The 22,492-nt window shown below is 60.3% G+C and carries 22 protein-coding genes and 1 tRNA gene; 16 read left to right on the top strand and 7 right to left on the bottom strand.

The annotated features are described in order from the left end of the window. Positions 1 to 7: 7 nt before the first annotated feature. The 10 genes from KGA88_RS18220 to KGA88_RS18175 all read left to right on the top strand — a co-directional run bounded on the left by KGA88_RS18220 (position 8) and on the right by KGA88_RS18175 (position 8,531). A complete protein-coding gene (locus KGA88_RS18220) occupies positions 8 to 253 on the top strand; it encodes a DUF2789 domain-containing protein (protein ID WP_223593280.1) in 246 nt (81 codons plus the stop codon). 81 nt (positions 254 to 334) lie between these two features. Then, the gene (locus KGA88_RS18215) at positions 335 to 580 is read left to right on the top strand and encodes a type II toxin-antitoxin system prevent-host-death family antitoxin (RefSeq protein ID WP_110659015.1); all 246 of its coding nucleotides are present in this window, start codon (positions 335 to 337) and stop codon (positions 578 to 580) included. Beyond that, a complete protein-coding gene (locus KGA88_RS18210) occupies positions 570 to 851 on the top strand; it encodes a type II toxin-antitoxin system RelE family toxin (protein WP_223593278.1) in 282 nt (93 codons plus the stop codon). The genes KGA88_RS18215 and KGA88_RS18210 overlap by 11 nt, the downstream gene beginning before the upstream one ends. Positions 852 to 983: 132 nt before the next feature. Beyond that, entirely contained in the window at positions 984 to 1,412 is a 429-nt protein-coding gene (locus tag KGA88_RS18205) for a MarR family winged helix-turn-helix transcriptional regulator (protein ID WP_181432019.1), read from the top strand. Next, complete coding sequence (locus KGA88_RS18200; RefSeq protein WP_223593276.1) at positions 1,409 to 3,481, top strand: FUSC family protein; 2,073 nt, start codon at positions 1,409 to 1,411, stop codon at positions 3,479 to 3,481. Before KGA88_RS18205 ends, KGA88_RS18200 begins: the two co-directional genes overlap by 4 nt. Then, on the top strand, positions 3,478 to 3,687 hold the full coding sequence (locus KGA88_RS18195) for a DUF1656 domain-containing protein (protein ID WP_007987399.1): 210 nt from the start codon (positions 3,478 to 3,480) through the stop codon (positions 3,685 to 3,687). The genes KGA88_RS18200 and KGA88_RS18195 overlap by 4 nt, the downstream gene beginning before the upstream one ends. Beyond that, on the top strand, positions 3,684 to 4,571 hold the full coding sequence (locus KGA88_RS18190) for an HlyD family secretion protein (protein ID WP_110661444.1): 888 nt from the start codon (positions 3,684 to 3,686) through the stop codon (positions 4,569 to 4,571). The genes KGA88_RS18195 and KGA88_RS18190 overlap by 4 nt, the downstream gene beginning before the upstream one ends. After that, a complete protein-coding gene (locus KGA88_RS18185) occupies positions 4,568 to 6,016 on the top strand; it encodes an efflux transporter outer membrane subunit (RefSeq protein ID WP_223593273.1) in 1,449 nt (482 codons plus the stop codon). Before KGA88_RS18190 ends, KGA88_RS18185 begins: the two co-directional genes overlap by 4 nt. Positions 6,017 to 6,109: 93 nt before the next feature. Beyond that, positions 6,110 to 6,745: an NADH:ubiquinone oxidoreductase subunit N gene (locus tag KGA88_RS18180; protein WP_110661440.1), complete on the top strand. Its 636-nt coding sequence runs from the start codon at positions 6,110 to 6,112 to the stop codon at positions 6,743 to 6,745. 280 nt (positions 6,746 to 7,025) lie between these two features. Then, entirely contained in the window at positions 7,026 to 8,531 is a 1,506-nt protein-coding gene (locus KGA88_RS18175) for a YdgA family protein (protein WP_110661436.1), read from the top strand. 72 nt (positions 8,532 to 8,603) lie between these two features. Here KGA88_RS18175 and KGA88_RS18170 read toward each other — a convergent pair whose 3' ends face one another. Further along, positions 8,604 to 10,127 carry an apoptosis inducing factor family protein gene (locus tag KGA88_RS18170; RefSeq protein ID WP_223593271.1) on the bottom strand — a complete coding sequence of 508 codons (1,524 nt, stop codon included), beginning with the start codon at positions 10,125 to 10,127 and terminating at the stop codon, positions 8,604 to 8,606. A 140-nt stretch (positions 10,128 to 10,267) separates the two neighbouring features. Here KGA88_RS18170 and KGA88_RS18165 point away from each other — a divergent pair, with 140 nt between their 5' ends. Beyond that, complete coding sequence (locus KGA88_RS18165; protein ID WP_223593269.1) at positions 10,268 to 10,828, top strand: YbhB/YbcL family Raf kinase inhibitor-like protein; 561 nt, start codon at positions 10,268 to 10,270, stop codon at positions 10,826 to 10,828. Positions 10,829 to 10,864: 36 nt separating this feature from the next. After that, positions 10,865 to 11,155: a hypothetical protein gene (locus KGA88_RS18160; RefSeq protein ID WP_223593266.1), complete on the top strand. Its 291-nt coding sequence runs from the start codon at positions 10,865 to 10,867 to the stop codon at positions 11,153 to 11,155. A 76-nt stretch (positions 11,156 to 11,231) separates the two neighbouring features. Here KGA88_RS18160 and KGA88_RS18155 read toward each other — a convergent pair whose 3' ends face one another. The 4 genes from KGA88_RS18155 to KGA88_RS18140 form a co-directional block, all read right to left on the bottom strand. Then, entirely contained in the window at positions 11,232 to 11,561 is a 330-nt protein-coding gene (locus tag KGA88_RS18155; RefSeq protein ID WP_110660873.1) for a hypothetical protein, read from the bottom strand. A gap of 61 nt (positions 11,562 to 11,622) precedes the next feature. Further along, positions 11,623 to 12,153 carry a DUF5384 family protein gene (locus tag KGA88_RS18150; RefSeq protein ID WP_223593264.1) on the bottom strand — a complete coding sequence of 177 codons (531 nt, stop codon included), beginning with the start codon at positions 12,151 to 12,153 and terminating at the stop codon, positions 11,623 to 11,625. A gap of 10 nt (positions 12,154 to 12,163) precedes the next feature. Next, on the bottom strand, positions 12,164 to 12,673 hold the full coding sequence (locus KGA88_RS18145; protein WP_110660875.1) for a hypothetical protein: 510 nt from the start codon (positions 12,671 to 12,673) through the stop codon (positions 12,164 to 12,166). Positions 12,674 to 12,917: 244 nt separating this feature from the next. Further along, positions 12,918 to 12,994: transfer RNA gene (locus KGA88_RS18140), tRNA-Arg, on the bottom strand. Between the two features lie 351 nt (positions 12,995 to 13,345). On the opposite strand from KGA88_RS18140, the gene gabD reads away from it, so the two are divergent. The 3 genes from gabD (at position 13,346) to KGA88_RS18125 (ending at position 17,601) form a co-directional block, all read left to right on the top strand. Beyond that, positions 13,346 to 14,788: an NADP-dependent succinate-semialdehyde dehydrogenase gene (gene gabD, locus KGA88_RS18135; RefSeq protein WP_223593254.1), complete on the top strand. Its 1,443-nt coding sequence runs from the start codon at positions 13,346 to 13,348 to the stop codon at positions 14,786 to 14,788. Positions 14,789 to 14,973: 185 nt separating this feature from the next. Then, positions 14,974 to 16,251, top strand: coding sequence for a 4-aminobutyrate--2-oxoglutarate transaminase (gabT, locus tag KGA88_RS18130; RefSeq protein ID WP_150716098.1), 1,278 nt, complete (start codon positions 14,974 to 14,976; stop codon positions 16,249 to 16,251). 135 nt (positions 16,252 to 16,386) lie between these two features. Beyond that, entirely contained in the window at positions 16,387 to 17,601 is a 1,215-nt protein-coding gene (locus KGA88_RS18125) for an HDOD domain-containing protein (RefSeq protein ID WP_110660878.1), read from the top strand. 190 nt (positions 17,602 to 17,791) lie between these two features. Here the strand turns inward: KGA88_RS18125 and KGA88_RS18120 are convergent, their stop codons facing one another. Both KGA88_RS18120 and desA read right to left on the bottom strand, forming a co-directional pair. Next, positions 17,792 to 18,781 carry a sensor domain-containing diguanylate cyclase gene (locus KGA88_RS18120; RefSeq protein WP_223593252.1) on the bottom strand — a complete coding sequence of 330 codons (990 nt, stop codon included), beginning with the start codon at positions 18,779 to 18,781 and terminating at the stop codon, positions 17,792 to 17,794. A gap of 249 nt (positions 18,782 to 19,030) precedes the next feature. Beyond that, the gene (gene desA, locus KGA88_RS18115) at positions 19,031 to 20,215 is read right to left on the bottom strand and encodes a delta-9 fatty acid desaturase DesA (RefSeq protein ID WP_110661006.1); all 1,185 of its coding nucleotides are present in this window, start codon (positions 20,213 to 20,215) and stop codon (positions 19,031 to 19,033) included. A gap of 147 nt (positions 20,216 to 20,362) precedes the next feature. Here desA and dibA point away from each other — a divergent pair, with 147 nt between their 5' ends. After that, entirely contained in the window at positions 20,363 to 22,282 is a 1,920-nt protein-coding gene (dibA, locus tag KGA88_RS18110) for a phosphodiesterase DibA (protein WP_223593250.1), read from the top strand. The last annotated feature ends 210 nt before the right edge of the window (positions 22,283 to 22,492 follow it).

The following is a 22,492-nucleotide window of genomic DNA, read 5'->3' as shown; positions in this document are numbered from 1 at the left end:
GTTAGACATGGAAAACCCAACCCACAACCTTCCATCCCTGTTCAAACAACTCGGCCTGCCGGACGACGCCGAAAGCATCGATAAATTCATCGCCACCCATTCACCGCTAAAGCCGGAGCTGCAACTGGCCGATGCGTTTTTCTGGAGCAAGTGTCAGGTGGACTTCCTGCGGGACGAGATTCTCGAGGACGCGGATTGGGCGGAAGTGGTGGATCAGCTGGATGTGATGTTGAGGAAGGGGCGGGGGGTGTAAAAACTGATAGGCGGTGATCCACAGCGGTTGCTCTGATCAAAACAATTGACCAGAATTAAGACCTTATTTGAGGTCTTAATTATGCAAAGTGTTTTGGCTGATATGGCTGTCAGCGTGTCTGAACTAAAGAAAAATCCCTCTGCCGTTTTGAATGGCGCCCATGGAGGGCCCGTCGCAGTGCTCAATCACAATCGCGTCATGGGCTACATGGTTCCTGCCGATGTGTTCGAAGCCATGATGGAGCGCCTTGATGATCTGGAGTTGGCGGAAATCGTGCGTTCTCGTCGTCATGAAACGCCGATCCCGGTAACCCTGGATGACATATAAGCTCGAGTTTCTGCCGTCCGCACGCAAAGAGTGGGACAAGTTGGGGCATACGGTACGGGTGCAATTCAAAAAGAAGTTGGCCGAACGGCTCGAGCTGCCTCGAATCCCGTCTGACTCACTCCATGGCATGCCCGACTGCTACAAAATCAAACTGAAGTCATCTGGATACCGACTCGTCTACGAGGTGATAGATGAGCGTGTCGTCGTTTCTGTCGTTGCAGTAGGCAAGCGCGAGCGCAGCGAAGTGTATGAGCGCGCGAAGAAACGTTGATCGCTCTCGACAGGTCCCGATTACGTAATTGTTTCAAAACTTGACGGAAAATCCCCTCAAGTGCGATATTGATAGTTAGCAAACTAACAGTGTGTATTTTCCCTCGTGCCGAATAACCTCGACGTTCTCCAGATGAACATCAGCAGCGCCATGGTGGTGGCCGCCAGGCATTGGCGCAAAATCTGCCAGACCACGCTGGCCAACTATGGAATCTCCGAAGCCTGCGCCGTTCCGCTGTTGATGATCGGGCGGCTGGGCGAGGGTGTGCGCCAGGTGACGGTGGCCCAGGCAGCAGGGATGGAGAGCCCGTCGCTGGTACGCCTACTCGATCAGTTGTGCCATGGCGGCTACGTTTGCCGCACCGAAGATGCGCAGGACCGCCGCGCCAAATGCCTGAGCCTGACCGCAACCGGTCGTGAGCTGGTGCAGGCGGTCGAAGTTGAGCTGGTGCGCTTGCGCCACGAAGTACTTGAAGGCATTGACCAGAGTGATCTGGAAGCTACGCTGCGGGTACTGAGAGCATTTGAAGCGGCCACGCCGCCATCGGTGGCCAACTCTTGAACGGATTTTTCTCTGGCATGCCTCCGGCGCGGGACTGGTTCTACGGAGTCCGCACCTTCGCCGCATCGATGATCGCGCTGTACATCGCCCTGCTCATGCAAATGCCGCGTCCGTACTGGGCGATGGCCACGGTGTACATCGTTTCCAACCCATTCCTCGGGCCGACCACTTCCAAGGCTCTGTACCGGGCAATCGGCACCTTTGTCGGCGCTGCGGCGGCGGTTCTGTTTGTGCCGATGTTCGTGCAGAGCCCCTACGTGCTGGTAGTAGTGATTGCGCTGTGGACCGGCACGCTGCTGTTTCTGTCCCTGCATTTGCGCACCGCCAACAACTACGCCTTGATGCTCGCCGGCTACACCTTGCCGCTGATTGCCCTGCCGGTGGTGAATAACCCGCTGGGGGTGTGGGACGTGGCCGAAGCACGGACCGAAGAAATCTTCCTCGGCATCGTCGTGGCCGCAGTGGTTGGCGCGATGTTCTGGCCCCGACGTCTGGCGCCGGTGTTCAATGATTCGGTGAGTAAATGGTTTGCCGATGCCTCGACCTACAGCCTGCGCTTCCTCAGCCGCAGCGTGCAGCCTGAAGAAGTCAGTGCGTTGCGGGCATCGATGGTCGCCACCTTCAACTCCCTGGAGTTGATGATCGGTCAGTTGCCGCACGAAGGCTCACGTCCGCAGACGGTGCGCAACACCAAGGAGTTGCGCGGGCGGATGATTCACCTGCTGCCGGTCATCGATGCCCTCGACGATGCGCTTTACGCCCTGGAACGGCGCACCCCCGAGCTTGTGGATAAGTTCGCGCCGTTGTTGGCTGCCACCTGCGAATGGCTCGAGCACAAGGATGCCGATCTCGAGCGCTGGCATGCGCTGAAGGATCAACTTGAGGCCCTGCAACCTGCCCCCGAAGCGCTGGATGACCGCAAGCAATTGCTGTTCTCCAACGCTATCTACCGTCTCGGCGAGTGGATCGATTTGTGGCAGGACTGCCGCAGCCTGCAATACGCCATCCAGTGCGAAAGCCAGGACAGCTGGCGCGCGGTGTATCGGCACTGGCGGCTGGGACGGCTCTCGCCGTTCCTGGATCGCGGCCTGATGTTCTATTCCGCGGCGTCCACCGTCACCGCGATTATCGTGGCCTCGGTGCTGTGGATTCTGCTCGGCTGGACCGATGGCGGCAGCGCAGTGATCCTGGCGGCGGTGGCGTGCAGCTTCTTCGCCTCGATGGACGACCCGGCGCCGCAGATTTACCGGTTCTTTTTCTGGACGGCGATGTCGGTGGTGTTCGCCAGCCTGTATCTGTTTCTCGTGTTGCCCAACCTGCATGACTTTCCGATGCTGGTGCTGGCGTTTGCCGTGCCGTTCATCGTCGTTGGCACCCTGACGGTCAAGCCGCAGTTTTACCTGGGCATGCTGCTGACCCTGGTCAACACTTCGTCGTTCATCAGCATTCAGGGTGCCTACGACGCGGACTTCCTCAGTTTCGCCAACTCCAACCTGGCCGGTCCCATGGGGCTGCTGTTCGCGTTCATCTGGACCCTGATTGCCCGGCCGTTCGGTGCTGAACTGGCAGCCAAGCGCCTGACCCGTTTCAGCTGGCGTGACATTGTCAGCCTCGCCGAGCCGGCCACGTTGTCCGAGCATCGGCTTCTGGGCATACGGATGCTCGATCGGCTGATGCAGCATCTGCCGCGCCTGGCCATGACCGGCCAGGACTCCGGCGTGGCGCTGCGCGAAGTGCGAGTGGCGCTGAATCTATTGGACCTGCTCGCTTATACGCCGCGGGTCCTCGGTGTGCCGCAGGTGCTGTTGCGCCAGGTAGTGGCCGAGGTGGGCGAGTACTTCAAGGCCTGCCTCAAGGCCGGTGAACGCTTGCAGGCGCCGAGCCCGCTGCTGATGACCCTCGACCGCACCCGTCGCGCCCTCAGTGGTGCCGGCGATGATGAAACCCGTCGGCATTTGCTGCACGCCCTGAGCGGCCTGCGCCTGGCACTGTTGCCCGGCGTTGAGTTCGTCGGTTCCGCCGAACCCGAAGAACCGCTTCCCCATGGCATTGATGGAGCGCCTTTATGATCGGTGACCTCGACCTGAGCGGGGTGTTCCTGCCCACGCTGCTGGTGCTGATGGGCATTACGTATGTGTTGTACCTGTTGGTGCACGGGGTGCTGACGCGCCTGCACTTTTACCGTCTGGTCTGGCACCGGGCATTGTTCAACGTGGCCCTCTACGCCCTGCTGCTTGGCGCCGTGGACTCACTCAGTCGATACCTGATGACATGAAAAAACCGTTTCTAACCCTGGGTCGCGTGGTGTTGACCCTGCTGATCGTGAGCTTCGCCGTTGTCGTGGTCTGGCGCATGGTGATGTATTACATGTTCGCGCCCTGGACCCGCGACGGGCACATCCGTGCCGACATCGTGCAAATCGCCCCGGACGTCTCCGGGCTGATCCAGCAAGTGGAGGTGCGCGACAACCAGTTGGTCAAGCGCGGCCAGGTGCTGTTCAGTATCGATCCGGACCGTTTCAAGCTGGCGCTGCGCCAGGCGAAAGCGGCCGTCGCCGACCGTGAAGAAACCCTGGCCCAGGCCCAGCGCGAGGCCAAGCGTAACAAGGGCCTCGGCAACCTGGTGCCGGGTGAGCAACTGGAAGAAAGCCAGTCAAAAGTGGCCCGCGCCCAAGTGGCGTTGATGGAAGCCCAGGTGGCGGTGGATAGCGCACAACTCAACCTCGACCGCTCGGTGATCCGCAGCCCGGTGGACGGCTACGTCAACGATCGCGCGCCACGGGCCCAGGAGTTTGTCAGCGCCGGGCGTCCGGTGTTGTCGGTGGTCGACAGTAACTCGTTCCATATCGACGGCTACTTCGAAGAAACCAAACTGAACGGTATCCATATCGGCCAGAGCGTCGACATCCGGGTGATCGGCGACAATGCGCGCCTGCGCGGGCATGTGGAAAGCATCGTCGCCGGTATCGAAGACCGCGACCGCACAAGCGGCAACAACCTGCTGCCCAACGTCAACCCGGCGTTCAGCTGGGTGCGGCTGGCCCAGCGGATTCCGGTGCGGATTGCCTTTGACGACGTACCGGCGGATTTCCGCATGATCGCCGGGCGCACCGCCACCGTATCGATCATCGACGACAAAAACCGGGAGCCAGCGCAATGAGCAAGGCCTCGGGTTTGGCGGTCGCCGGATTAGGCTTGCTGCTGTCGGCGTGTCAGATGGTCGGGCCGGATTATCATTTGCCCGAAGAGGCGGCTGTGCATCGTCCGGACTTGCAGGGTGATCTGGCCGTAGACGGTAAAACGGTGGTGTCCGCGCCGGTGCCGGCTGATTGGTGGCGCCTGTACAAGGACCCGCGACTCGACCAGTTGGTGCAGCAGGCCATGGCCTCCAACACCGATTTGCGTGTGGCGGCGGCCAGCCTGTTGCGGTCTCGCGCTCAGGTCGACGAGGCGCAAGCAGCGGGCGGCTGGAGCGGCGGCGTGAAGATGGGCGCCCAGCGCTTGCAGGAGTCCGGCCAGGCCTTCCTGCTGCCGGAAAAAGTACCGGTGGCCAACATTGGCGACATCGGCATCAGCGCGTCGTACCAGTTCGACCTGTTCGGCACCTTGCAGCGCGGTATCGAAGCGGCCAAGGCCAATGCCGATGCGACGCAGGCCGCCGCCGATACTGCACGCATTACCGTAGTGGCCGACGTGGTTCGCGCCTACACCCAGGTGTGTGCGGCCAATGAAGAGCGGGAAATTGCCCAGCACTCCCTCGACCTGCAAGCCCAGAGCACCACGCTGATCCAGCGCCTGCGCGATGCCGGGCGTGGCGACGAAACCCAGGTCACCCGTTCGCAAACCCAATTCAAATCCCTGCGCGCCGACATGCCGCGTTATGAAGCGGCACGTCAGGCCGGGCTGTACCGTTTGTCGATGTTGCTGGCCAAGCCGCTGGATCAACTGCCGGCCGGCACCGCCACCTGCGACGAGTTGCCAAAAATCGCCCAATTGATTCCGGTGGGCGATGGCGCCGCGTTGCTCAAGCGTCGTCCTGACGTGCGGCAGGCCGAGCGTCGGCTGGCGGCCGCGACGGCCGGTATTGGCGTCGCCACGGGCGAGCTGTACCCGAACATCAGCATCGGCGCGACCATCGGTACCGTCGGTATCCTCGACGATCTCGGCGACCCGTCCACTAATCGCTGGGGTTTTGGTCCGTCGCTGACCTGGAACGTGCCGACCAACGGCGCCCGGGCGCGCATCCGCGAAGCCGAAGCGGTGACCCAGGCGACGCTGGCGCATTTCGATGGGGTGGTGCTCAACGCCATTCGTGAAACCCAGACCGGCCTCGCCCAGTACACGGCATTGCTGCAGCGCCGCGATGCGCTGGCCGATGCCGAGCAATCGGCAAAACTGGCCGCCGACCAGACCCACCGCTTCTTCCAGGCCGGTCGCGCCTCGTTCCTGGCCGACCTGCAAGCCACCCGCACCTACATCGATGTCACGGCGCAACTGGCGGCCGCGAACACCCAGGTTGCCGCCAGCCAGATCGATTTGTTCCTCGCATTGGGCGGCGGTTGGGAAAGCGGACGAACGCAAGCGTCGAACTCCGGCAAACCCTGAGGCCGTTGCTATGCTTTGAAGTGTTGGAGGGGCGCTCCGTGCAAAGCGCCCTTTCTTCGCACAAGGCTCGCGCAGGTCAGGGGGAAACCAATAATGAAAAACCCTTATGCTCTCGGCTTCTGGTGCGCCCTCGTGGCATTAGTGCTGCTGTCGGCCACCTATTTCTACGGCATCATGCTGGCCCACCAGATCGACAAGGCTCTGGCGTTCCTCGACAGTGCCGTCGCGCTGATTGCGGTGATGTCCATTGCGGTGGTGGCCTGGGCCTCGGTTCAGAACCAGCGCATCAAGAAAAGACAACTCGAACAAGGCAAGACCCTGGTCCTGATCTGGGACACCAAGGTGGCGCTGCGTCGGGTCGAAACGGTGTTCGACCGCTATTTCTGGGGCAGTTACTGGCAACCGGGGCGTACGTTTCAGGAAGTCATGGGCGAATTGACCGGCACGCCGCTGGAAAAAAGCCTCGAAAGCCTGAAAAAACAATGCCTGGCCCTGGACCGGCAAGTGGCTGACGACGGGCGGCACTGGCTCAGCAATGCCCGGGAACTGGCGGATGTCGCCACGGCCATGGCCCGCGAGCGCTATCAACTGGACGTCTGCGACCCGCGCGCGGAAGTGACGGGCGGTGCGGTGATCAACCGCGACTTCGAAGTGCTGGTGTACACCTGGACTGCGCGGCTCAAAAGCTTTGATCATCAGCTGGATGAGATCGAGGTCCAGTATTCCTGATTGTGTTTTGACTGGACTGACGCCTTCGCGAGCAAGCCCGCTCCCACAGGAGTAAGCATTCCAATGTGGGAGCGGGCTTGCTCGCGAAGGCGATTGCATTGACTGCGAATATCTTCAACCGTGTACCCCTCCCAAGACACTCTTTCACCTTTAATCATTGGGCCGTTCGTCGCGCCTGATGCTAATCTCCATTCCACTTTCAGCGCAGTCGAGCCGCAACCCGTCATGGGTTCAGGGAAGACGACCACACTTTCAACAACGGACATTGAACGGGTCATACATGAATAAATCAGCAGGCGTGCTACTGGGAATTGTTGTCGCAATCGGTGCCATCAGCGCAGGCGGGGCCTGGTTCACCGGCACCAAGCTCGAGGGTGTGTTGAACTCCTCGATTGCCGATGCCAACAAGGAACTGCAAGCGGCCATGGTCGGTTCCAGCGGCACCGCGTCGCTGGAACTGGTGTCGCTGGAGCGTCATGTATTCAGCAGCACCGCGCACTACCGCCTCAAGGGCGAAGGCGAAATGTTCGGCGAAACGCCGGTCGAGCTGCTGTTTGTCGATCACATCGAACACGGCCCGCTGCCGTTCTCGCGGCTGATGTCGCTGAAGTGGTTGCCGGTCATGGCGACCAGTCACTATGAACTGGAAAAGACCCCGCTCACCGAGAAGTGGTTTGCCGCCGCCAAGGACAAATCGCCGCTGACTGGCGTGGTCAACATCGGCTATGACAACGCCACCAATGGCACCCTCGAGTTGCAGCCGCTGGAAATGGCACTGGATGATAAGTCGAGCATGAAATTCTCCGGGCTGAGCATCGACGTCGATGCCAGCGCCCAGGCGCAGAAGGTCAAGGCCAACGGCTACATGGACAGCCTGAAAGTGACCACCGTGTCCGAAGACCAGGCGCCGGTGCAGGTTGAATTGAATGGCCTGACCCTGGCCAGCAACCTGACAAAAAGCACCTACGGTTTCTACACCGGCGAGAACGTCCTTGAGCTGGCCAGCGGTAAATCGACCTTTGGCGTCAAGCAGTCGGTGCTGGACTTCAAGAAGTTCGAGATGAAAAACCTGACCGAAGAAAAGGGCAGCAACGCATCCGGGCGCGCCGATTACAAAGTGGGCGAAGTGTCCCTGAACGGCAAGACCATCGGCTCCGGTGCGCTGGCCATGAGCCTGAAGAACCTCGACATTCCGGCCACCCTGTCGTTGATGCAGGTCTACCAGAGCAAACTGCAGCCGTATGAGCGTGCGGCGGCCGAAGCGACGGCAGCGGGCCTGCCGGCACCGGAGCTGAAACTGACCGAAGCCGAAGAAGCACTGCTCAAGTCCAGCCTGGAAAAACTGCTGGCGGCCGGTCCGCAGGTGGCCGTGGAAAACCTGTCGTTCAACACCGCCAACGGTGAGAGCCGCGCCAATCTGGTGCTCGACCTGACCAAGCCACAGGCCATCGACCTGCCGACCGAGCAGTTGGTCAGGCAGTTGATCGCGCTGCTGGACTTCAAGCTGAAGGTGTCCAAGGCCATGCTGGTCGATGTGCTTACCGTGCAATCGCAAATCGACGGTCAGACCGACGCCAAGCTGATTGCCGACCAGGCCACCGCTACCGCAGACATGTTCAGCAGCATGGCGGTCGGCAGCCAACTGGCAAAACTGGACGGCAACAACATCGTCACCAACTTGCATTACGCCAACAATCAGGTGGACTTCAACGGCCAGAAAATGACCGTCGAAGAGTTTGCCGGTTTTGTCATGAGCAAGTTCGCGGGTGCTGAAGCCACCGAATAACGGCGGCCCTTTACCCGGTAACGCCCGGCCACTGTATCGCGCAGTCGCCGGGCGTTTTGCTGTCCGGCATCGCTAGGTAACTTCACGGATCAGGCGCCATGCCTCTTCCCACGGCAACGGCTGTTTCATCCGCTCGGCGAGCATCGCCATCGCCCGGTCCATCTCGCAGGCTACCGCCGCCGACACCACGCCGTTTTTTCCGAACAGGCCGATGAAAGGCGGATCGTAAGGGTCGCCATTGAATTCGACTTCGTCCCAGGCCTCGGCATGCCCGAGGTAGTCGTAGGTCTTACCGAAATGCCAGGTCCAGAAAAACGGCACGTCGAGGTAATGCTCGTCGCCACCCAGCATATTGGCCGCAGCGATCCGTGCCTGTTGTTGGGCCAGCCGCCAGTGTTCGATGCGTACGTGCTGGTTGTTCAGCGGGAACGTGGCGATATCGCCAGCCGCCCAGAGGCCGTCGGCCACGCGCATACCGCCGTCGACACGCAGCGAGTGATCCTGCTCTTTCGCCAACCCGGTAAAGGCCGCGGTGGCTGGCGTTACGCCAACGCCGACCAGCACCAGATCAGCCGGCAAGCGTTGGCCGTTGTCCAGGCGTACGGCTTCGACTTTGTCTGCCCCTTCGATCTGTAGCGCATTGCCGCGGGTATGAAACACGACGCCATTGGCCTCATGTCGCGCGCGAATGGCTTTGCCGATCGTGTCACCGAACTGTTTGGCAAACGGCACCTCGTGGCGGGCCAGCACGGTTACGTTCAGGCCAAGCTGGCGCAGGGACGAGGCGGACTCCATGGCAATGAAACTGTCACCGATGATCACGACTCGCTGGCCGGCGCTGTCGAGAATCCGCTGTGCATGGACTTTGGAGCGTAAAACGAACACCAGCGGCAGGTCGGCGCCGGGCAGTGTCAGTTGGTTGGGAACGCCGCCGGTGGCCAGCAGCGCGGCGTCGTATGTCAGTGACTGGCCGTCAGTCAGCCGCAGCGTCCTGTTTGGTGCATCCAGGCTGGCCACTTCGCCTTGCAGGCGCTCGATCCGCTGCTCGCGGTAAAACTCTTCGTCGCGCAGTGGTGGGACTTTGTGCAGCGGCATCTCCCCGGCGATCACGTATTTGCTCAGCGCGGTGCGGTCGTATCCGGCTTCGGCTTCGCGGTCGATCAACAGTAGCCGGCCGCCGAAGCCTTTCTCGCGCAAAGCCGCTGCCGCCGCCGTGCCTGCCGCGCCTGAGCCAACAATGACAAAGGTCCGCGGGTCATCGGCCGGTGGGGTGTGGGCGTCCGGCAACGGCTGATCGCCCACCCAGATGTCGCCGTCACGGACTTCGAGGGGATAGCGCTTGAGGCTGTCCAGGGCTGGCGGCTCACACAGCCCGCCATCCTCGATCCGAAACTGCGCCTTGTGCCACGGACAGGTCAGGCGCCCGTTGCATACCGCACCGTCGGCCAGCGGGGCGCCGGCATGCGGGCATTCGGCCTGATAAGCGCGCAGTTGTTCACCGGCCCGCAACAGCAGGATTTTGCTGCCCTGGACTTCCACTTCCAGACCCCGGTCTTCGGGCACATTGGCGACACGCGCAACGCGATGCAGAGTCATGATTGCTCTCCAGACTGACGTTTCACTTATGAGTCTGGTGCTAATCGCGAGGTTCAGCCAATTCCCCCCTGCCAAGGCGCGAACGGTCCGGCTATAGTTTGCACGCCGACGACGGCCCAACACGCACAAGGTGCTCCGGTATGACCCGATTGACCTCAATCAACACTTGGCTCGCGGCCTTGGCTGTCGCCCTTTGCGTGCAGTTCCCGGCGCAGGCCCAGGAACGCTTCACCCTGAACATTCCCGGCGTCTCCGATGACCGTCTGTTCACGTTGGCTGCCGCCAGTGATGCCGCCGGTTGTGGCGGGCATAACATTTCCCCGGCATTGAACTGGAACGCCGGCCCGGCAGCCACCCAAAGCTACGCCATCGTCATGCACGACCCGGACGGCCAGAAGGGCCAGGGCATCGATCAGTGGGTGCATTACGGCATCAAGGCCGCCACCCATCAGATTCCGGCCGGTGCCGGGAGCAAACCCGGCCTCGAGGGTGTCGGCGGCACCAACAGCAAGGCAACCACCGGCTACATCGGCCCTTGCCCGCCCGTTGGCGACAGCGCGCACCACTACATCATCCAAATCTACGCCCTGGACCTGGCCCCGGACGCCTTGCCCGCTGGCCTGACCCGTACGCAGCTGCTGGAAAAAATCAAAGGCCACGTCCTGCGGAACAGCAGTGTGGTACGGCGCTATCACCGCTAAAAGCTGATCGCCCCGGCGGATTTGTATGAAACTGAAGTGCGCAGCATTCCGGGGATTTGGCATCCACCCCCGAAAGCGCGCACTATCAGTGCTATAGCCGATGCGTTGGAGGATGCCGTGGCAAAAAAAATCGACCGCATCGCCCAAATGCTCAACTGCCCGCAAAAGGGTGAAGAACTACGGCGAGCAATTACCGAGAGTCGCAAGGATTTTCTGCTGAATCAGCCGGAAGAAGACGTTGTTGAAGACGACGACCTTGAAGAGGAGTTTTTCGAGGACGACGAGGACGATGATGAGTACGACGAGTTCGACTGGACCACAGAATGAAAAAAACCGCTTCGGCGGTTTTTTTGTGGGTCCAGGCAAAAGCCCTGATGTGCTGTGTCTGGCTTACTTACAAGCGTCAGAGCCCGTTGGGAAGAAATTTGGTCGCGCCGCTGACATCATCGATTTTCTTGATGCGCAGGGCCTTCAAGCAAGTTTCGTCGCGGGTGTTGGCGTCGGAGCAAAATTGCTTGATGAAATCGGCAAAGACCATGTCCTGGCCATTAACGGTGAGGACGCGCTTGTAATATTCACCATTGATGCCTTGGGCTTGACGACTGGTAGTCATCTCCTGATCCACCACCAGGCGGCCGTGCAGGTCGACGGCTGGAACCTGGGCTTTGGGGTCTTCTTTGGAGCAGGCGCTCAGGAGTAGTCCCGCGGCAATCAGCGTACATATACGCAGCATATGGATTCATCTCAGATAACGGATGCCCCGGGCCAGGGTCCGGGGCAGATCGATAGGAAGATTACTCGCCGAACAAGCGGCTGGAGCGGTTGACTTCAGCCTTGCCGGAATCCTCCAGCAGAGACTTGGCACCGGAGGTCACATTGCGTGCCGAGTCGGCTTCAGACTGGATCACGTCGGTGCGTGCCGCGCTATCACGCAACTCCGCATCGATATAGTCGTTGGCGCGTGCGGTGCGTGCGCGCTTGGCCTGGAGTGCCAGGCGGCGCTCTTCCAGTTCCATTGCGCGCAACTCGTCTTCGTAGCCTTCTTCACGGGTTTGAACACGCTTGTGTTCAAGTTCTTGTGACTTGCGCTGCTCAAGGGCCTTTTGCTGCGCAGCCTGCTGTGCCACTGCCCGTTGCTTGCGATCCGCAGCGCTACGAGCTTCCTCGCGTGCCCGGTCGGCTGCCGCCTGGCGCAGGCGTTCGGCCTCCGCGTTTGCTTGCGCCTGTTTGGTTTGCTGTTCGATTTGATACAGATTGTCGAATTGGCCTGCCAATGCCGGCACGGTGAGCAGTGCGAGAGCAGAGCCCAGAACGATATGTTTCATGTCCGACCCCTTAGCTTTTCTTGGGTTCTGGACAGGTCGCATTCGGCTGAATGCGTGTTTCGTTGGAGATCGTCATCACCATCAGGGAAATTTCGCCAACCTTGAACTCACAAGGGCGACCCACCTGGGTAGACGTGTAGATCTTGCCGCTTTCGGAGTAACCAATCAGCACGCCCGGTACCAGGGTGGTGTCATTGACCAACGAGCCCGCCATGGCGCCTGCAGCGCCACCGGCTACACCGCCAACAATGGCCGTGTCAGTGTTTTTCGTGTTGCCCAGTGCGGCACCACCGATCAGGCCCAGTACACCACCCGCCATCATGGCTGCTTTTTTGTTCTTTTCGTTGCTGACTTTAATCTTGCTCGGCGAAATCGTAAGGATTTTTACGGTTTTAGCTTCCTGCTGAGTGTTTACCTGACTGGCATCGAATACATCTGCTTGATACTCCTCACCGGACGTTTGGCAACCAGCGAGAACAGCAGCAATCGAAAGCACCAGGCAGCGTTTTAACATCATCATTTCCAATATCTCTATGAGCGTAAGAAATCCCGAGCGGGACAATCCATTGTGATTTGAGGCAATGTGCCATCATTTTAATCAAACTCAAGAAGATAAGGCCAAGAAAACTTTGGAGAAGATGTGGATTCGCTGCTCTATGCCAGCCCGCTCGCCCGACGCCAACGGAGTCGGTTTGATTTCCTGAAAACAACACCCACAAAAAAGCCCCAGACCCTACGGCCTGAGGCTTTCTCGTTACAACGTATGGTGCACCAGGCGGGATTCGAACCCACGACCCCTGCCTTCGGAGGGCAGTACTCTATCCAGCTGAGCTACTGGTGCAATGCGGGCGCCATGATACTCATATGCACTGCGGGCGTCCATGCTGCTGAATCGCCTACGTTTATTACAAGCGTAACGGGCGTTTGCTACGTTGATCAGAAAATACGGGCAAAAGCGTCGTTTTCGTTCTTTTTTTCGAACAGGCTATTGTCCTTTACCCCCTTTGATCCTAGGATTCGTTTGAGATTTCAAACGCTCTTGTCTGGGTGCTGAACCGCACGATTTGAATCAGTGCGCTTTTTATGTGCTTCAGCCCGGTGAATGATTTCCCTGACGGCAGCCTATCGAGGCGCCTTTCTACAATCATAATTCGCTCCGCATCTTTATGCGGTGCTGTTAAGGAAAGCCGACATGCAGCTTAAAGACACCCAGTTGTTCCGCCAGCAAGCCTTCATCGATGGCGCGTGGGTTGATGCGGACAATGGTCAGACGATCAAGGTCAACAACCCGGCAACGGGCGAAATTCTGGGCACCGTGCCGAAAATGGGCGCTGCCGAAACCCGCCGTGCAATCGAAGCCGCTGACAAAGCGCTGCCGGCCTGGCGTGCACTGACCGCCAAAGAGCGTGCGAACAAGCTGCGTCGCTGGTACGAGCTGATCATCGAGAACCAGGACGACCTGGCTCGCCTGATGACCATGGAACAAGGCAAGCCACTGGCCGAAGCCAAGGGCGAAATCGTTTACGCCGCTTCCTTTATCGAATGGTTCGCCGAAGAAGCCAAGCGCATCTACGGTGACGTGATTCCGGGCCACCAGCCAGACAAGCGCCTGATCGTGATCAAGCAGCCAATCGGCGTGACCGCTGCAATCACCCCGTGGAACTTCCCGGCTGCAATGATCACCCGTAAAGCCGGCCCGGCCCTGGCCGCCGGTTGCACCATGGTGCTCAAGCCTGCTTCGCAAACTCCGTTCTCCGCTTTCGCCCTGGCCGAACTGGCTCAGCGTGCCGGCATCCCGGCTGGCGTGTTCAGCGTGGTTTCCGGTAGCGCCGGCGACATCGGCAGCGAACTGACCAGCAACCCGATCGTGCGCAAGCTGTCCTTCACCGGTTCGACCGAAATCGGTCGTCAACTGATGTCGGAATGCGCCAAGGACATCAAGAAAGTGTCCCTGGAACTGGGCGGCAACGCGCCGTTCATCGTGTTCGACGACGCGGACCTGGATAAGGCCGTCGAAGGCGCGATCATTTCCAAATACCGCAACAACGGCCAGACCTGCGTCTGCGCCAACCGTCTGTACATTCAGGATTCGGTCTACGACGCGTTCGCCGAGAAGTTGAAAGTGGCTGTGGCCAAGCTCAAGATCGGCAACGGTCTGGAAGACGGCACCACCACTGGCCCGCTGATCGACGAAAAAGCCGTGGCCAAGGTCCAGGAGCACATCGCTGACGCCATTTCCAAGGGCGCCACCGTGTTATCCGGCGGCAAGCCGATGGAAGGCAACTTCTTCGAGCCGACCATCCTGACCAACGTGCCGAACAACGCTGCCGTGGCCAAGGAAGAAACCTTCGGCCCACTGGCTCCACTGTTCCGCTTCAAAGACGAAGCCGATGTGATCGCGATGTCCAACGACACCGAGTTCGGCCTGGCCTCGTACTTCTATGCTCGCGACCTGGGTCGTGTGTTCCGTGTGGCTGAAGCCCTGGAATACGGCATGGTCGGCGTCAACACCGGGTTGATCTCCAACGAAGTCGCGCCGTTCGGCGGCATCAAGGCCTCGGGCCTGGGCCGTGAAGGCTCCAAGTACGGCATCGAAGATTACCTGGAAATCAAATACCTCTGCCTGGGCATCTAAGCCGGGGAGAGCATGGCTTCAAGCGCAAAGGGCACGAGAGCGCTGTCCCTTTGCGCCGCTTCAAACCGGAATATTCTCGGTGACCGGGAACGCTGTGGCAGTCGATCATCGCATGCTGCCGCCGTTGATCCCCGTCGCTTTATCCTTGAACCACGCCGACCGATGAGCGGCGAATGAGGAATGTAATGAGCAAGACTAACGCTGATTTGATGGCCCGCCGTACCAATGCAGTTCCACGTGGTGTTGGCCAGATTCACCCGATCTTCGCCGAGTCCGCGAAGAACGCGACCGTAACCGACGTTGAAGGTCGCGAGTTCATCGACTTCGCCGGCGGTATCGCTGTGCTGAACACCGGCCACGTGCACCCGAAAATCATCGCCGCCGTGACCGAGCAGCTGAACAAGCTGACCCACACTTGCTTCCAGGTTCTGGCCTACGAACCGTACGTAGAAGTGTGCGAAAAAATCAACGCCAAGGTGCCAGGTGATTTCGCCAAGAAAACCCTGCTGGTCACCACCGGTTCCGAAGCTGTAGAAAACGCCGTGAAAATCGCCCGTGCCGCCACTGGCCGTGCTGGCGTGATCGCATTCACCGGCGCTTACCACGGTCGCACCATGATGACCCTGGGCCTGACCGGTAAAGTCGTGCCTTACTCGGCTGGCATGGGCCTAATGCCAGGCGGCGTGTTCCGCGCTCTGTACCCGAACGAGCTGCACGGTGTGAGCATCGACGATTCGATCGCCAGCATCGAGCGCATCTTCAAGAACGATGCCGAGCCGCGTGACATCGCTGCAATCATCATCGAGCCGGTTCAGGGCGAAGGCGGTTTCTACGTCGCTCCTCCAGCGTTCATGAAGCGTCTGCGTGCCCTGTGCGACCAGCACGGCATCCTGCTGATCGCTGACGAAGTACAGACTGGCGCTGGCCGTACCGGTACTTTCTTCGCCATGGAACAGATGGGCGTTGCTGCCGACCTGACCACCTTCGCCAAATCCATCGCTGGTGGCTTCCCGCTGGCCGGTGTGTGCGGCAAGGCCGAATACATGGATGCTATCGCTCCAGGCGGCCTGGGCGGCACCTACGCCGGTAGCCCGATCGCTTGCGCCGCGGCCCTGGCCGTGATGGAAGTGTTCGAAGAAGAAAACCTGCTGGATCGTTGCAAGGCTGTTGGCGAGCGTCTGGTAACCGGCCTGAAGGCCATCCAGGCCAAGTACCCGGTGATCGGCGAAGTCCGTGCCCTGGGCGCGATGATCGCTGTCGAGCTGTTCGAAAACGGCGACAGCCACAAGCCGAACGCTGCAGCCGTGGCGTCCGTTGTCGCCAAGGCTCGCGACAAGGGCCTGATCCTGCTGTCCTGCGGCACCTACGGCAACGTTCTGCGCGTCCTGGTACCGCTGACTTCGCCGGACGAGCAACTGGACAAAGGCCTGGCGATCATCGAAGAGTGCTTCTCCGAGCTGTGATCCCCAGTGTGACCTGATCCACAAAAAACCCGCTTCGGCGGGTTTTTTCATGCCTCTTGAAACACATCCCGCGCATTAGCGCTGTATCGAATGGCCAGCATTGGCTAAGGTTCTTGCATTGCCAGGGAGAGCTGTATGACAACCGTCATTTTACCCGCGGTTCCGAGAGTACTGATTGCCGAGGCCGACCCCTGGTCCCGGGATCTGCTCAAGGAAGTGTTGTTGAACGTACGCTGCGATGCGCGGCTGGATTTGTGCGCCGATGGTCAGCAAGCGCTGGAGCTGTTGGCGGCCAATCCCTATGACCTGGTCATCGCCGACTGGGAGTTGCCCGGCGTCGATGGCCTGAATGTCCTGCGCAGCATCCGCCAGCGCAAACGCAATCCGCCCCTGCCGTTCATTCTGATGAGCAGCCGCAACGACAGTGCCAGCGTGCGCGAGGCCTTGCCGCTGGCGCCGGCCGCGTACCTGACCAAGCCCCTGAACATGGAAAGTCTGACCCATCGGTTGCAGGGGTTGCTGCTGAACGCTGGCGAAGAAGTCTCGTGCGAAGTGCCGGCGCTGGCGCCGGGCATGACGCTGTCGGTGTATCTGGAGCGTCGGCGTGAATTGGCTGACGGCGCGCCGCTGATGACCGACGTGCAAGTGGCGGTCAAACGCAGCCTCAATCCCAACGGTCTCGACCTGACGATGCTGGAAGACGAAATCCGCACCGATCCGCAGGTTACCGCCGTGCTGATCGCCGCCGCCAACAGCGCGGCACACCACAACGGCGCCGTTGTGCAGACCCTGTCCCAGGCACTGCATCGCCTGGGCACCGGGCAGAGCATGAACCTGATTCTCGGGCTGGCGCTCAAGCGCAGCGCCCGGCTCAGCGATCCGCAATTGGCCGACTATGCCGAGCGTTATTGGGGCCTGTCACTGCACACCGCCGAATATGCGCGAACCCTGGCGCGGTTGCTCGATCTGGATCAGGAGCGCTGCTATTGCGCCGGCATGTTGCATCGTCTCGGCGATCTGGCGTTGCTGCGCTGTTTGCAGGAATGGAAACAGGCTGGCGGCGAACTGGATGAGCTGGAGGAAGTGGGTGAAGCGCTGGCCGGGTATGGCGCGGCCTACGGTTCGGCCCTGCGCACGCGCTGGCGTCTGCCACTGGAGCTACGGGAGCTGATTGCGGCGGCCTACCAGCTCGGTGGCGGAGTTTATTCCCGCGAAGCGCTGGTGATGAACATGGCGGCGCAAATGGCGCGCCTGACCGAGCATGAGGGCATCGAGGAGTTGGCGAAGAGCCGGACGGCGCGGTTGCTCAAGATTGGCTTGCCGGAGTTGATGCGGTTGCGCAGGCAATGAGGGCGAGCACGATTCCCTGTGGGAGCGGGCTTTGTGGCGAGGGGGCTTGCCCCCGTTCGGTTGCGCAGCAGCCGCAAAACCAGCGAATGCGGTTGTTCTGACAATGCTGGAACACCAAATGCAGGACTGCTTCGCAGCCCAACGGGGGCAAGCCCCCTCGCCACAGGTATCCGGTGGTGCCAGCGAAATCTCAGGCAGCAACAATCCGATTCTTGCCCTCGCGCTTGGCCTGATACATCGCCGAATCCGCCCGGGAAAACAGGTGTTCCACGTTTTCGTCCGCGGCGCTCAGGCTGGTCAGGCCCTGGCTGACGGTGATGCCGAATGTCTGGCCTTCATGCTTGAATCTCAAACGCTGAATCTGCCGTTGCAAGCGTTCAGCCACTTGCAGGGCCATCTGCGGCGTACAGCCGGGAAACACAGCTGCGAACTCCTCACCGCCAATGCGCCCGAACAGGTCGCCCCGGCGCAATGCTGCGCGGCCGCTTTCGGCAATGCGTTGCAACACGTTGTCGCCTGCCTGATGACCGTAGGTGTCGTTGATCGTTTTGAAGTCATCGATGTCCAGCATCAGAAACGACAGCGGCTCGCCCTGTTGCCGGGCGTGTGCGAAGGCGCGGTGGGCGCATTCGAAGAAATGACGACGATTGCTGCTCTGGGTCAGCGCATCGGTGGTGGCCAGCCGATGCAGCTCGGTTTCCATCTGCTTCTTGTCAGTGATGTCTTCGGCGAGGCCGACGATGATCACCGGTTGCCCGGGCCCGGCCTGGCGGTTGATGAAGCATTTGTCGCTGAGCCAGCGCACCTGGCCGTCGGCGGCAATGATTCGATATTCGCGGTCTTCGACAGCCCCTTTGTCCAGCACTTCGGCCAGGCTGCGTTCGGCATAGTCCAGGTCGTCAGGATGGATGCTGTCGCGCCATTGATTGCAGTCGGCCAACAGCCGATCAGCCGAACGACCAAAGATCCGTTCATAGGCGGGGCTGACGTATAGCACCTGGCGGGTTTCCCAATTGAATGTCCACAGCACCGCGTTGACGCTTGCCAGCATGGTGCTGAACAACTGCTCGCGTTCAGTCAGGCGTGCGACTTCGCCTTGGGCGTGCATCAGCGCTATCAGGGTCTGCGCGGCCTCGGGCCCAGGTGACGGAGATGAGTCTTGCAGGTTCTTTTGGGCCATCGACACAAATCTCAAAGGACACGCCGCGTGTTCGATAGCGGCCAGCACCAAGCCCGACGAGGGTGGCGAAGTGTCTTTGAGATAGGGCTTTTTTGACGAAGTTCCCGCTTTTTGTGGCGAGGGAGCTTGCTCCCGCCGGGCGGTACTGGCGACGCGTTTTTTCAGCTAAAACGCGTCGTCAGGTGTGCGACGGCTGCGCCGCCGAGCGGGAGCAAGCTCTCTCGCCACAGGAAGCCCGTCACCCGAAGGTCAGGCGGCGGTTGGACGCAGGGAGTAGGTTTTCAACTGGTCGGCGAAGTCGCGCAGGGATTGAATCCCGCTGGCTTCGGCTTCGTGTACCCAGTCCTTGATGGCCGCCAGCATGTCGTGACCATTTGAGCTGGTCTTGACCCAGATCTGCTGCAGGGCCAGGCGTTTCTCGTAAATTACCTTCAGTGCCTGGCTGTGCTCGAGCATGTTCTGGATGCGCACATGGTGTTTGTCATCCAGCAGGCTGGTCTCCCGCGAAAGCAGTCGCTTGGCCCGGTGGAACTGGTGACGCACCGAGTGATCGACCTTTTCCAGCTCTTGCTTGACCAGCGGGCCGATCACCAGCTTGCGGTACTGGGCCATGATCTGGAAGCGGTTGTTGAGGATCGCCATGGCGGTGTCCATGTCCAGGTTGCCCTTGCCTTCGACACGGTGGGCAATCGGCGCAACCCGTTGAACCTTGGCCAGGCGCAGGAAGCTGAAGACTTTGATCCACGCCCAGCCCAGGTCGAATTCCCACTTCTTCACCGACAGTTTTGCCGAGTTAGGGTAGGTGTGATGGTTGTTATGCAGTTCTTCGCCGCCAATCAGGATGCCCCACGGCACCAGGTTGGTCGCCGCATCGCGGCATTCGAAGTTGCGGTAGCCGATGGCGTGGCCCAGGCCATTGACCACGCCGGCGGCCCACACCGGGATCCACATCATCTGGATGGCCCAGATGGTGATGCCGATGGTGCCGAACAGCAGCAGGTCGATAACGCCCATGATCGCGATGCCCAGCAGCGGGAAGCGGCTGTAGAGGTTGCGCTCGATCCAGTCTTCGGGGCAGTTCTTGCCATAGATGCGCAGGGTCTCGGGGTTTTCCGCTTCGGCGCGGTACAGCTCGGCGCCTTTGCGCAGCACCGTGGACAATCCCTTGACGACCGGGCTGTGCGGGTCATCGACGGTTTCGCATTTGGCGTGATGCTTGCGGTGGATGGCGGTCCACTCGCGGGTGTTCTGCGCCGTGGTCAGCCACAGCCAGAAACGGAAGAAATGCTTGAGGCCCCCATTCAGCTCCAGGGAGCGATGGGCCGAGTAACGATGCAGATAGACCGTGACGGCGATGATCGTGACGTGGGTCATCAGCAGGGTGACTGCCACCAGTGACCAGGCGGACAAGCCAAGAAAACCTTCGTACCACATAGGCTGTAGGGCCCTCGATAAAGAAAAAAACAGCCGTTGCATTATCACTAAGCCAACACAGAAAACCAGTCACCCTTTCAGATAAGAGTGGCTGGATGTGTCTTTAAACTATAATTCCAACCTTTTTGTAAGGACATGGATCGCCGGATGTCTCCCACCTATCGCGATGCCTTGCGTGCAGCGCTGCTCTATCTGTTGCTTTCTGTGGTTTGGCTGCAGATCAGTGGCTATTTATTGAACAGTTTCTTCGATAACTCCGCCGAGCGACTGCGATGGCAACTGATCAACGGTTATGTCTGGGTGCTGTTCAGCGCCGGGTTGATCTTCGTTGCCCGCGCGCGGTTGCTGCGCTGTCTGGGGATCGGCGCCACATTGCGCGAGCGCAGTATCAACCGCGAGCGTCTGCGCCAGGCCGCGGCAGTGTTCGACTGCACCCGCGAAGGCGTGCTGGTCACCAATCGTGAAGGCGTGATCGTCCATGTGAACCGGGCCTTTATGGAAATCACCGGTTACGGCTCTGAGGACGTACTGGGACAGCGGCCCAATATGTTCAAGTCGGGACGCCATCCAGCGCAGTTCTATCAGGCGATGTTCGCCGCGCTTGCAAGCAACGGGGAGTGGAGCGGGGAAATCTGGAACCGGCGCAAAAGCGGCGAGATTTACCCGCAATGGCAAACGATCCGCCTGATCCGCGATGACTACGGCCAGCCGAGCCAGTTCGTGGCGGTGTTTTCCGATATCAGTGCCATCAAGAACTCTGAGCACGAGTTGATGCACCTGGCGCACCACGATCCGCTGACCGACCTGCCGAATCGCCTATTGTTCACCGACCGCGCCGAACAGGCCCTGGCTTCGGCACAGGTGCACAAGCGTGGCTGCGCGCTGCTGATGATCGATCTCGATCATTTCAAGATGATCAACGACAGCCTTGGGCACACCATCGGGGATCAGTTGCTCAAGGCCGTGGCCGGGCGTCTGGCTGCCATGTTCGGCCCTGGCATCACCCTGGCGCGGCTGGGTGGGGATGAGTTCGCCGTACTCGCCGAAAGCTGTCCGCAACTGGTTCAGGCCGCTGCGTTGGCCCAGCGGATTATCGATGGCCTTAAAGAGCCGTTCCTCATTGATGGGCACCAGTTGTTCATCAACACCAGCATCGGTATCAGCCTGTTCCCCAGCGATGCCCTGAGCGTCGAGCAACTGCTACGTAATGCCGATTCGGCACTGTTCAAGGCCAAGAGCACGGGGCGCAATGATTATGCCCTGTACACCGAAGAGCTGACGGCCCACGCCCAGCAACGGGTCGAGATCGCCTTCGAATTGCGCCGCGCCCTGGACCAGCAAGAGCTGCGGGTTTATTACCAGTCGGTTCACGACCTCAAGGCCGGTCGCCTGATTGGTGTCGAGGCGCTGGTGCGCTGGCAACACCCGCAGCGGGGATTGGTGTCGCCGGCGGAGTTCATTCCGGTCGCTGAACGAACCGGTTTGATCGCCGAAATCGACGCCTGGGTCATGGCACAGGCGTGTCGGCAGATGTGTCAGTGGCAGCAGGACGGGGTGGTGCTGTCATTCGTCGCGGTCAATGTTTCTTCGCGCCTGTTCGCCCGTCGTGAGCTGTATCAGCAGGTGGCGCAGGTACTGCGCGAAACCGGGCTGGAGCCGGCTTGTCTGGAGCTGGAAGTCACCGAAAGCGCGGTGATGGAGGACCCGGAAGTCGCGCTGGAGCAGATGCATCGTCTGCGCGAGTTGGGGGTGCGCCTGGCCATCGACGATTTCGGTACGGGTTACTCATCATTGCTGCGGCTCAAGCGTCTGCCGGTGCAGAAACTGAAAATCGACCAGGGCTTCGTCGCCGGATTGCCGTGGGATGAGGATGATGCGGCGATCTCGCGGGTGATCATTGCCTTGGCTCAAAGCATGGGCATGCAGGTGCATGCCGAGGGGATCGAGCAGGCTGAGCAGGCGGCATTTCTGCTCGAGCACGATTGCGATCTGGGTCAGGGCTACTGGTTTGGGCGGCCGGTGCCGGCGGTGCAGCTGGATTGGATGCATGCGCCGGTGATCGGATAGGCGCAAACCCTGTGGGAGCGGGCTTGCTCGCGAAGGCGGACTGTCAGGCGACAGGGGTGTTGAATGTGCCGACCTCTTCGCGATGTAGAAACGGACACATCCTTTACGATTGAAACCGGGGACATCCTTTACGTTTCTGTTGGCTTGAAAGGCGGCTCTCGCCGCTTTTCAGCCTGCCTAATAGGTAACTGCAGAGGTAAATATCCCACA

It is taken from the genome of Pseudomonas sp. A-R-19 (assembly GCF_019956575.1).
In the GTDB taxonomy this organism is placed as follows: Bacteria; Pseudomonadota; Gammaproteobacteria; order Pseudomonadales; family Pseudomonadaceae; genus Aquipseudomonas.
Note: the sequence above shows the minus strand (reverse complement) of the source record. Positions and strands in the feature narration are given on the sequence as shown.

Bases quoted from the DNA above. Each gene is read 5' to 3' on its own strand.
- KGA88_RS18220 (WP_223593280.1), top strand. From the start codon at position 8: ATGGAAAACCCAACCCACAACCTTCCATCCCTGTTCAAACAACTCGGC.
- KGA88_RS18215 (WP_110659015.1), top strand. From the start codon at position 335: ATGCAAAGTGTTTTGGCTGATATGGCTGTCAGCGTGTCTGAACTAAAG.
- KGA88_RS18210 (WP_223593278.1), top strand. From the start codon at position 570: ATGACATATAAGCTCGAGTTTCTGCCGTCCGCACGCAAAGAGTGGGAC.
- KGA88_RS18205 (WP_181432019.1), top strand. From the start codon at position 984: ATGAACATCAGCAGCGCCATGGTGGTGGCCGCCAGGCATTGGCGCAAA.
- KGA88_RS18195 (WP_007987399.1), top strand. From the start codon at position 3,478: ATGATCGGTGACCTCGACCTGAGCGGGGTGTTCCTGCCCACGCTGCTG.
- KGA88_RS18190 (WP_110661444.1), top strand. From the start codon at position 3,684: ATGAAAAAACCGTTTCTAACCCTGGGTCGCGTGGTGTTGACCCTGCTG.
- KGA88_RS18185 (WP_223593273.1), top strand. From the start codon at position 4,568: ATGAGCAAGGCCTCGGGTTTGGCGGTCGCCGGATTAGGCTTGCTGCTG.
- KGA88_RS18180 (WP_110661440.1), top strand. From the start codon at position 6,110: ATGAAAAACCCTTATGCTCTCGGCTTCTGGTGCGCCCTCGTGGCATTA.
- KGA88_RS18175 (WP_110661436.1), top strand. From the start codon at position 7,026: ATGAATAAATCAGCAGGCGTGCTACTGGGAATTGTTGTCGCAATCGGT.
- KGA88_RS18170 (WP_223593271.1), bottom strand. From the start codon at position 10,127: ATGACTCTGCATCGCGTTGCGCGTGTCGCCAATGTGCCCGAAGACCGG.
- KGA88_RS18165 (WP_223593269.1), top strand. From the start codon at position 10,268: ATGACCCGATTGACCTCAATCAACACTTGGCTCGCGGCCTTGGCTGTC.
- KGA88_RS18155 (WP_110660873.1), bottom strand. From the start codon at position 11,561: ATGCTGCGTATATGTACGCTGATTGCCGCGGGACTACTCCTGAGCGCC.
- KGA88_RS18150 (WP_223593264.1), bottom strand. From the start codon at position 12,153: ATGAAACATATCGTTCTGGGCTCTGCTCTCGCACTGCTCACCGTGCCG.
- KGA88_RS18145 (WP_110660875.1), bottom strand. From the start codon at position 12,673: ATGATGATGTTAAAACGCTGCCTGGTGCTTTCGATTGCTGCTGTTCTC.
- gabD (WP_223593254.1), top strand. From the start codon at position 13,346: ATGCAGCTTAAAGACACCCAGTTGTTCCGCCAGCAAGCCTTCATCGAT.
- gabT (WP_150716098.1), top strand. From the start codon at position 14,974: ATGAGCAAGACTAACGCTGATTTGATGGCCCGCCGTACCAATGCAGTT.
- KGA88_RS18125 (WP_110660878.1), top strand. From the start codon at position 16,387: ATGACAACCGTCATTTTACCCGCGGTTCCGAGAGTACTGATTGCCGAG.
- KGA88_RS18120 (WP_223593252.1), bottom strand. From the start codon at position 18,781: ATGGCCCAAAAGAACCTGCAAGACTCATCTCCGTCACCTGGGCCCGAG.
- desA (WP_110661006.1), bottom strand. From the start codon at position 20,215: ATGTGGTACGAAGGTTTTCTTGGCTTGTCCGCCTGGTCACTGGTGGCA.
- dibA (WP_223593250.1), top strand. From the start codon at position 20,363: ATGTCTCCCACCTATCGCGATGCCTTGCGTGCAGCGCTGCTCTATCTG.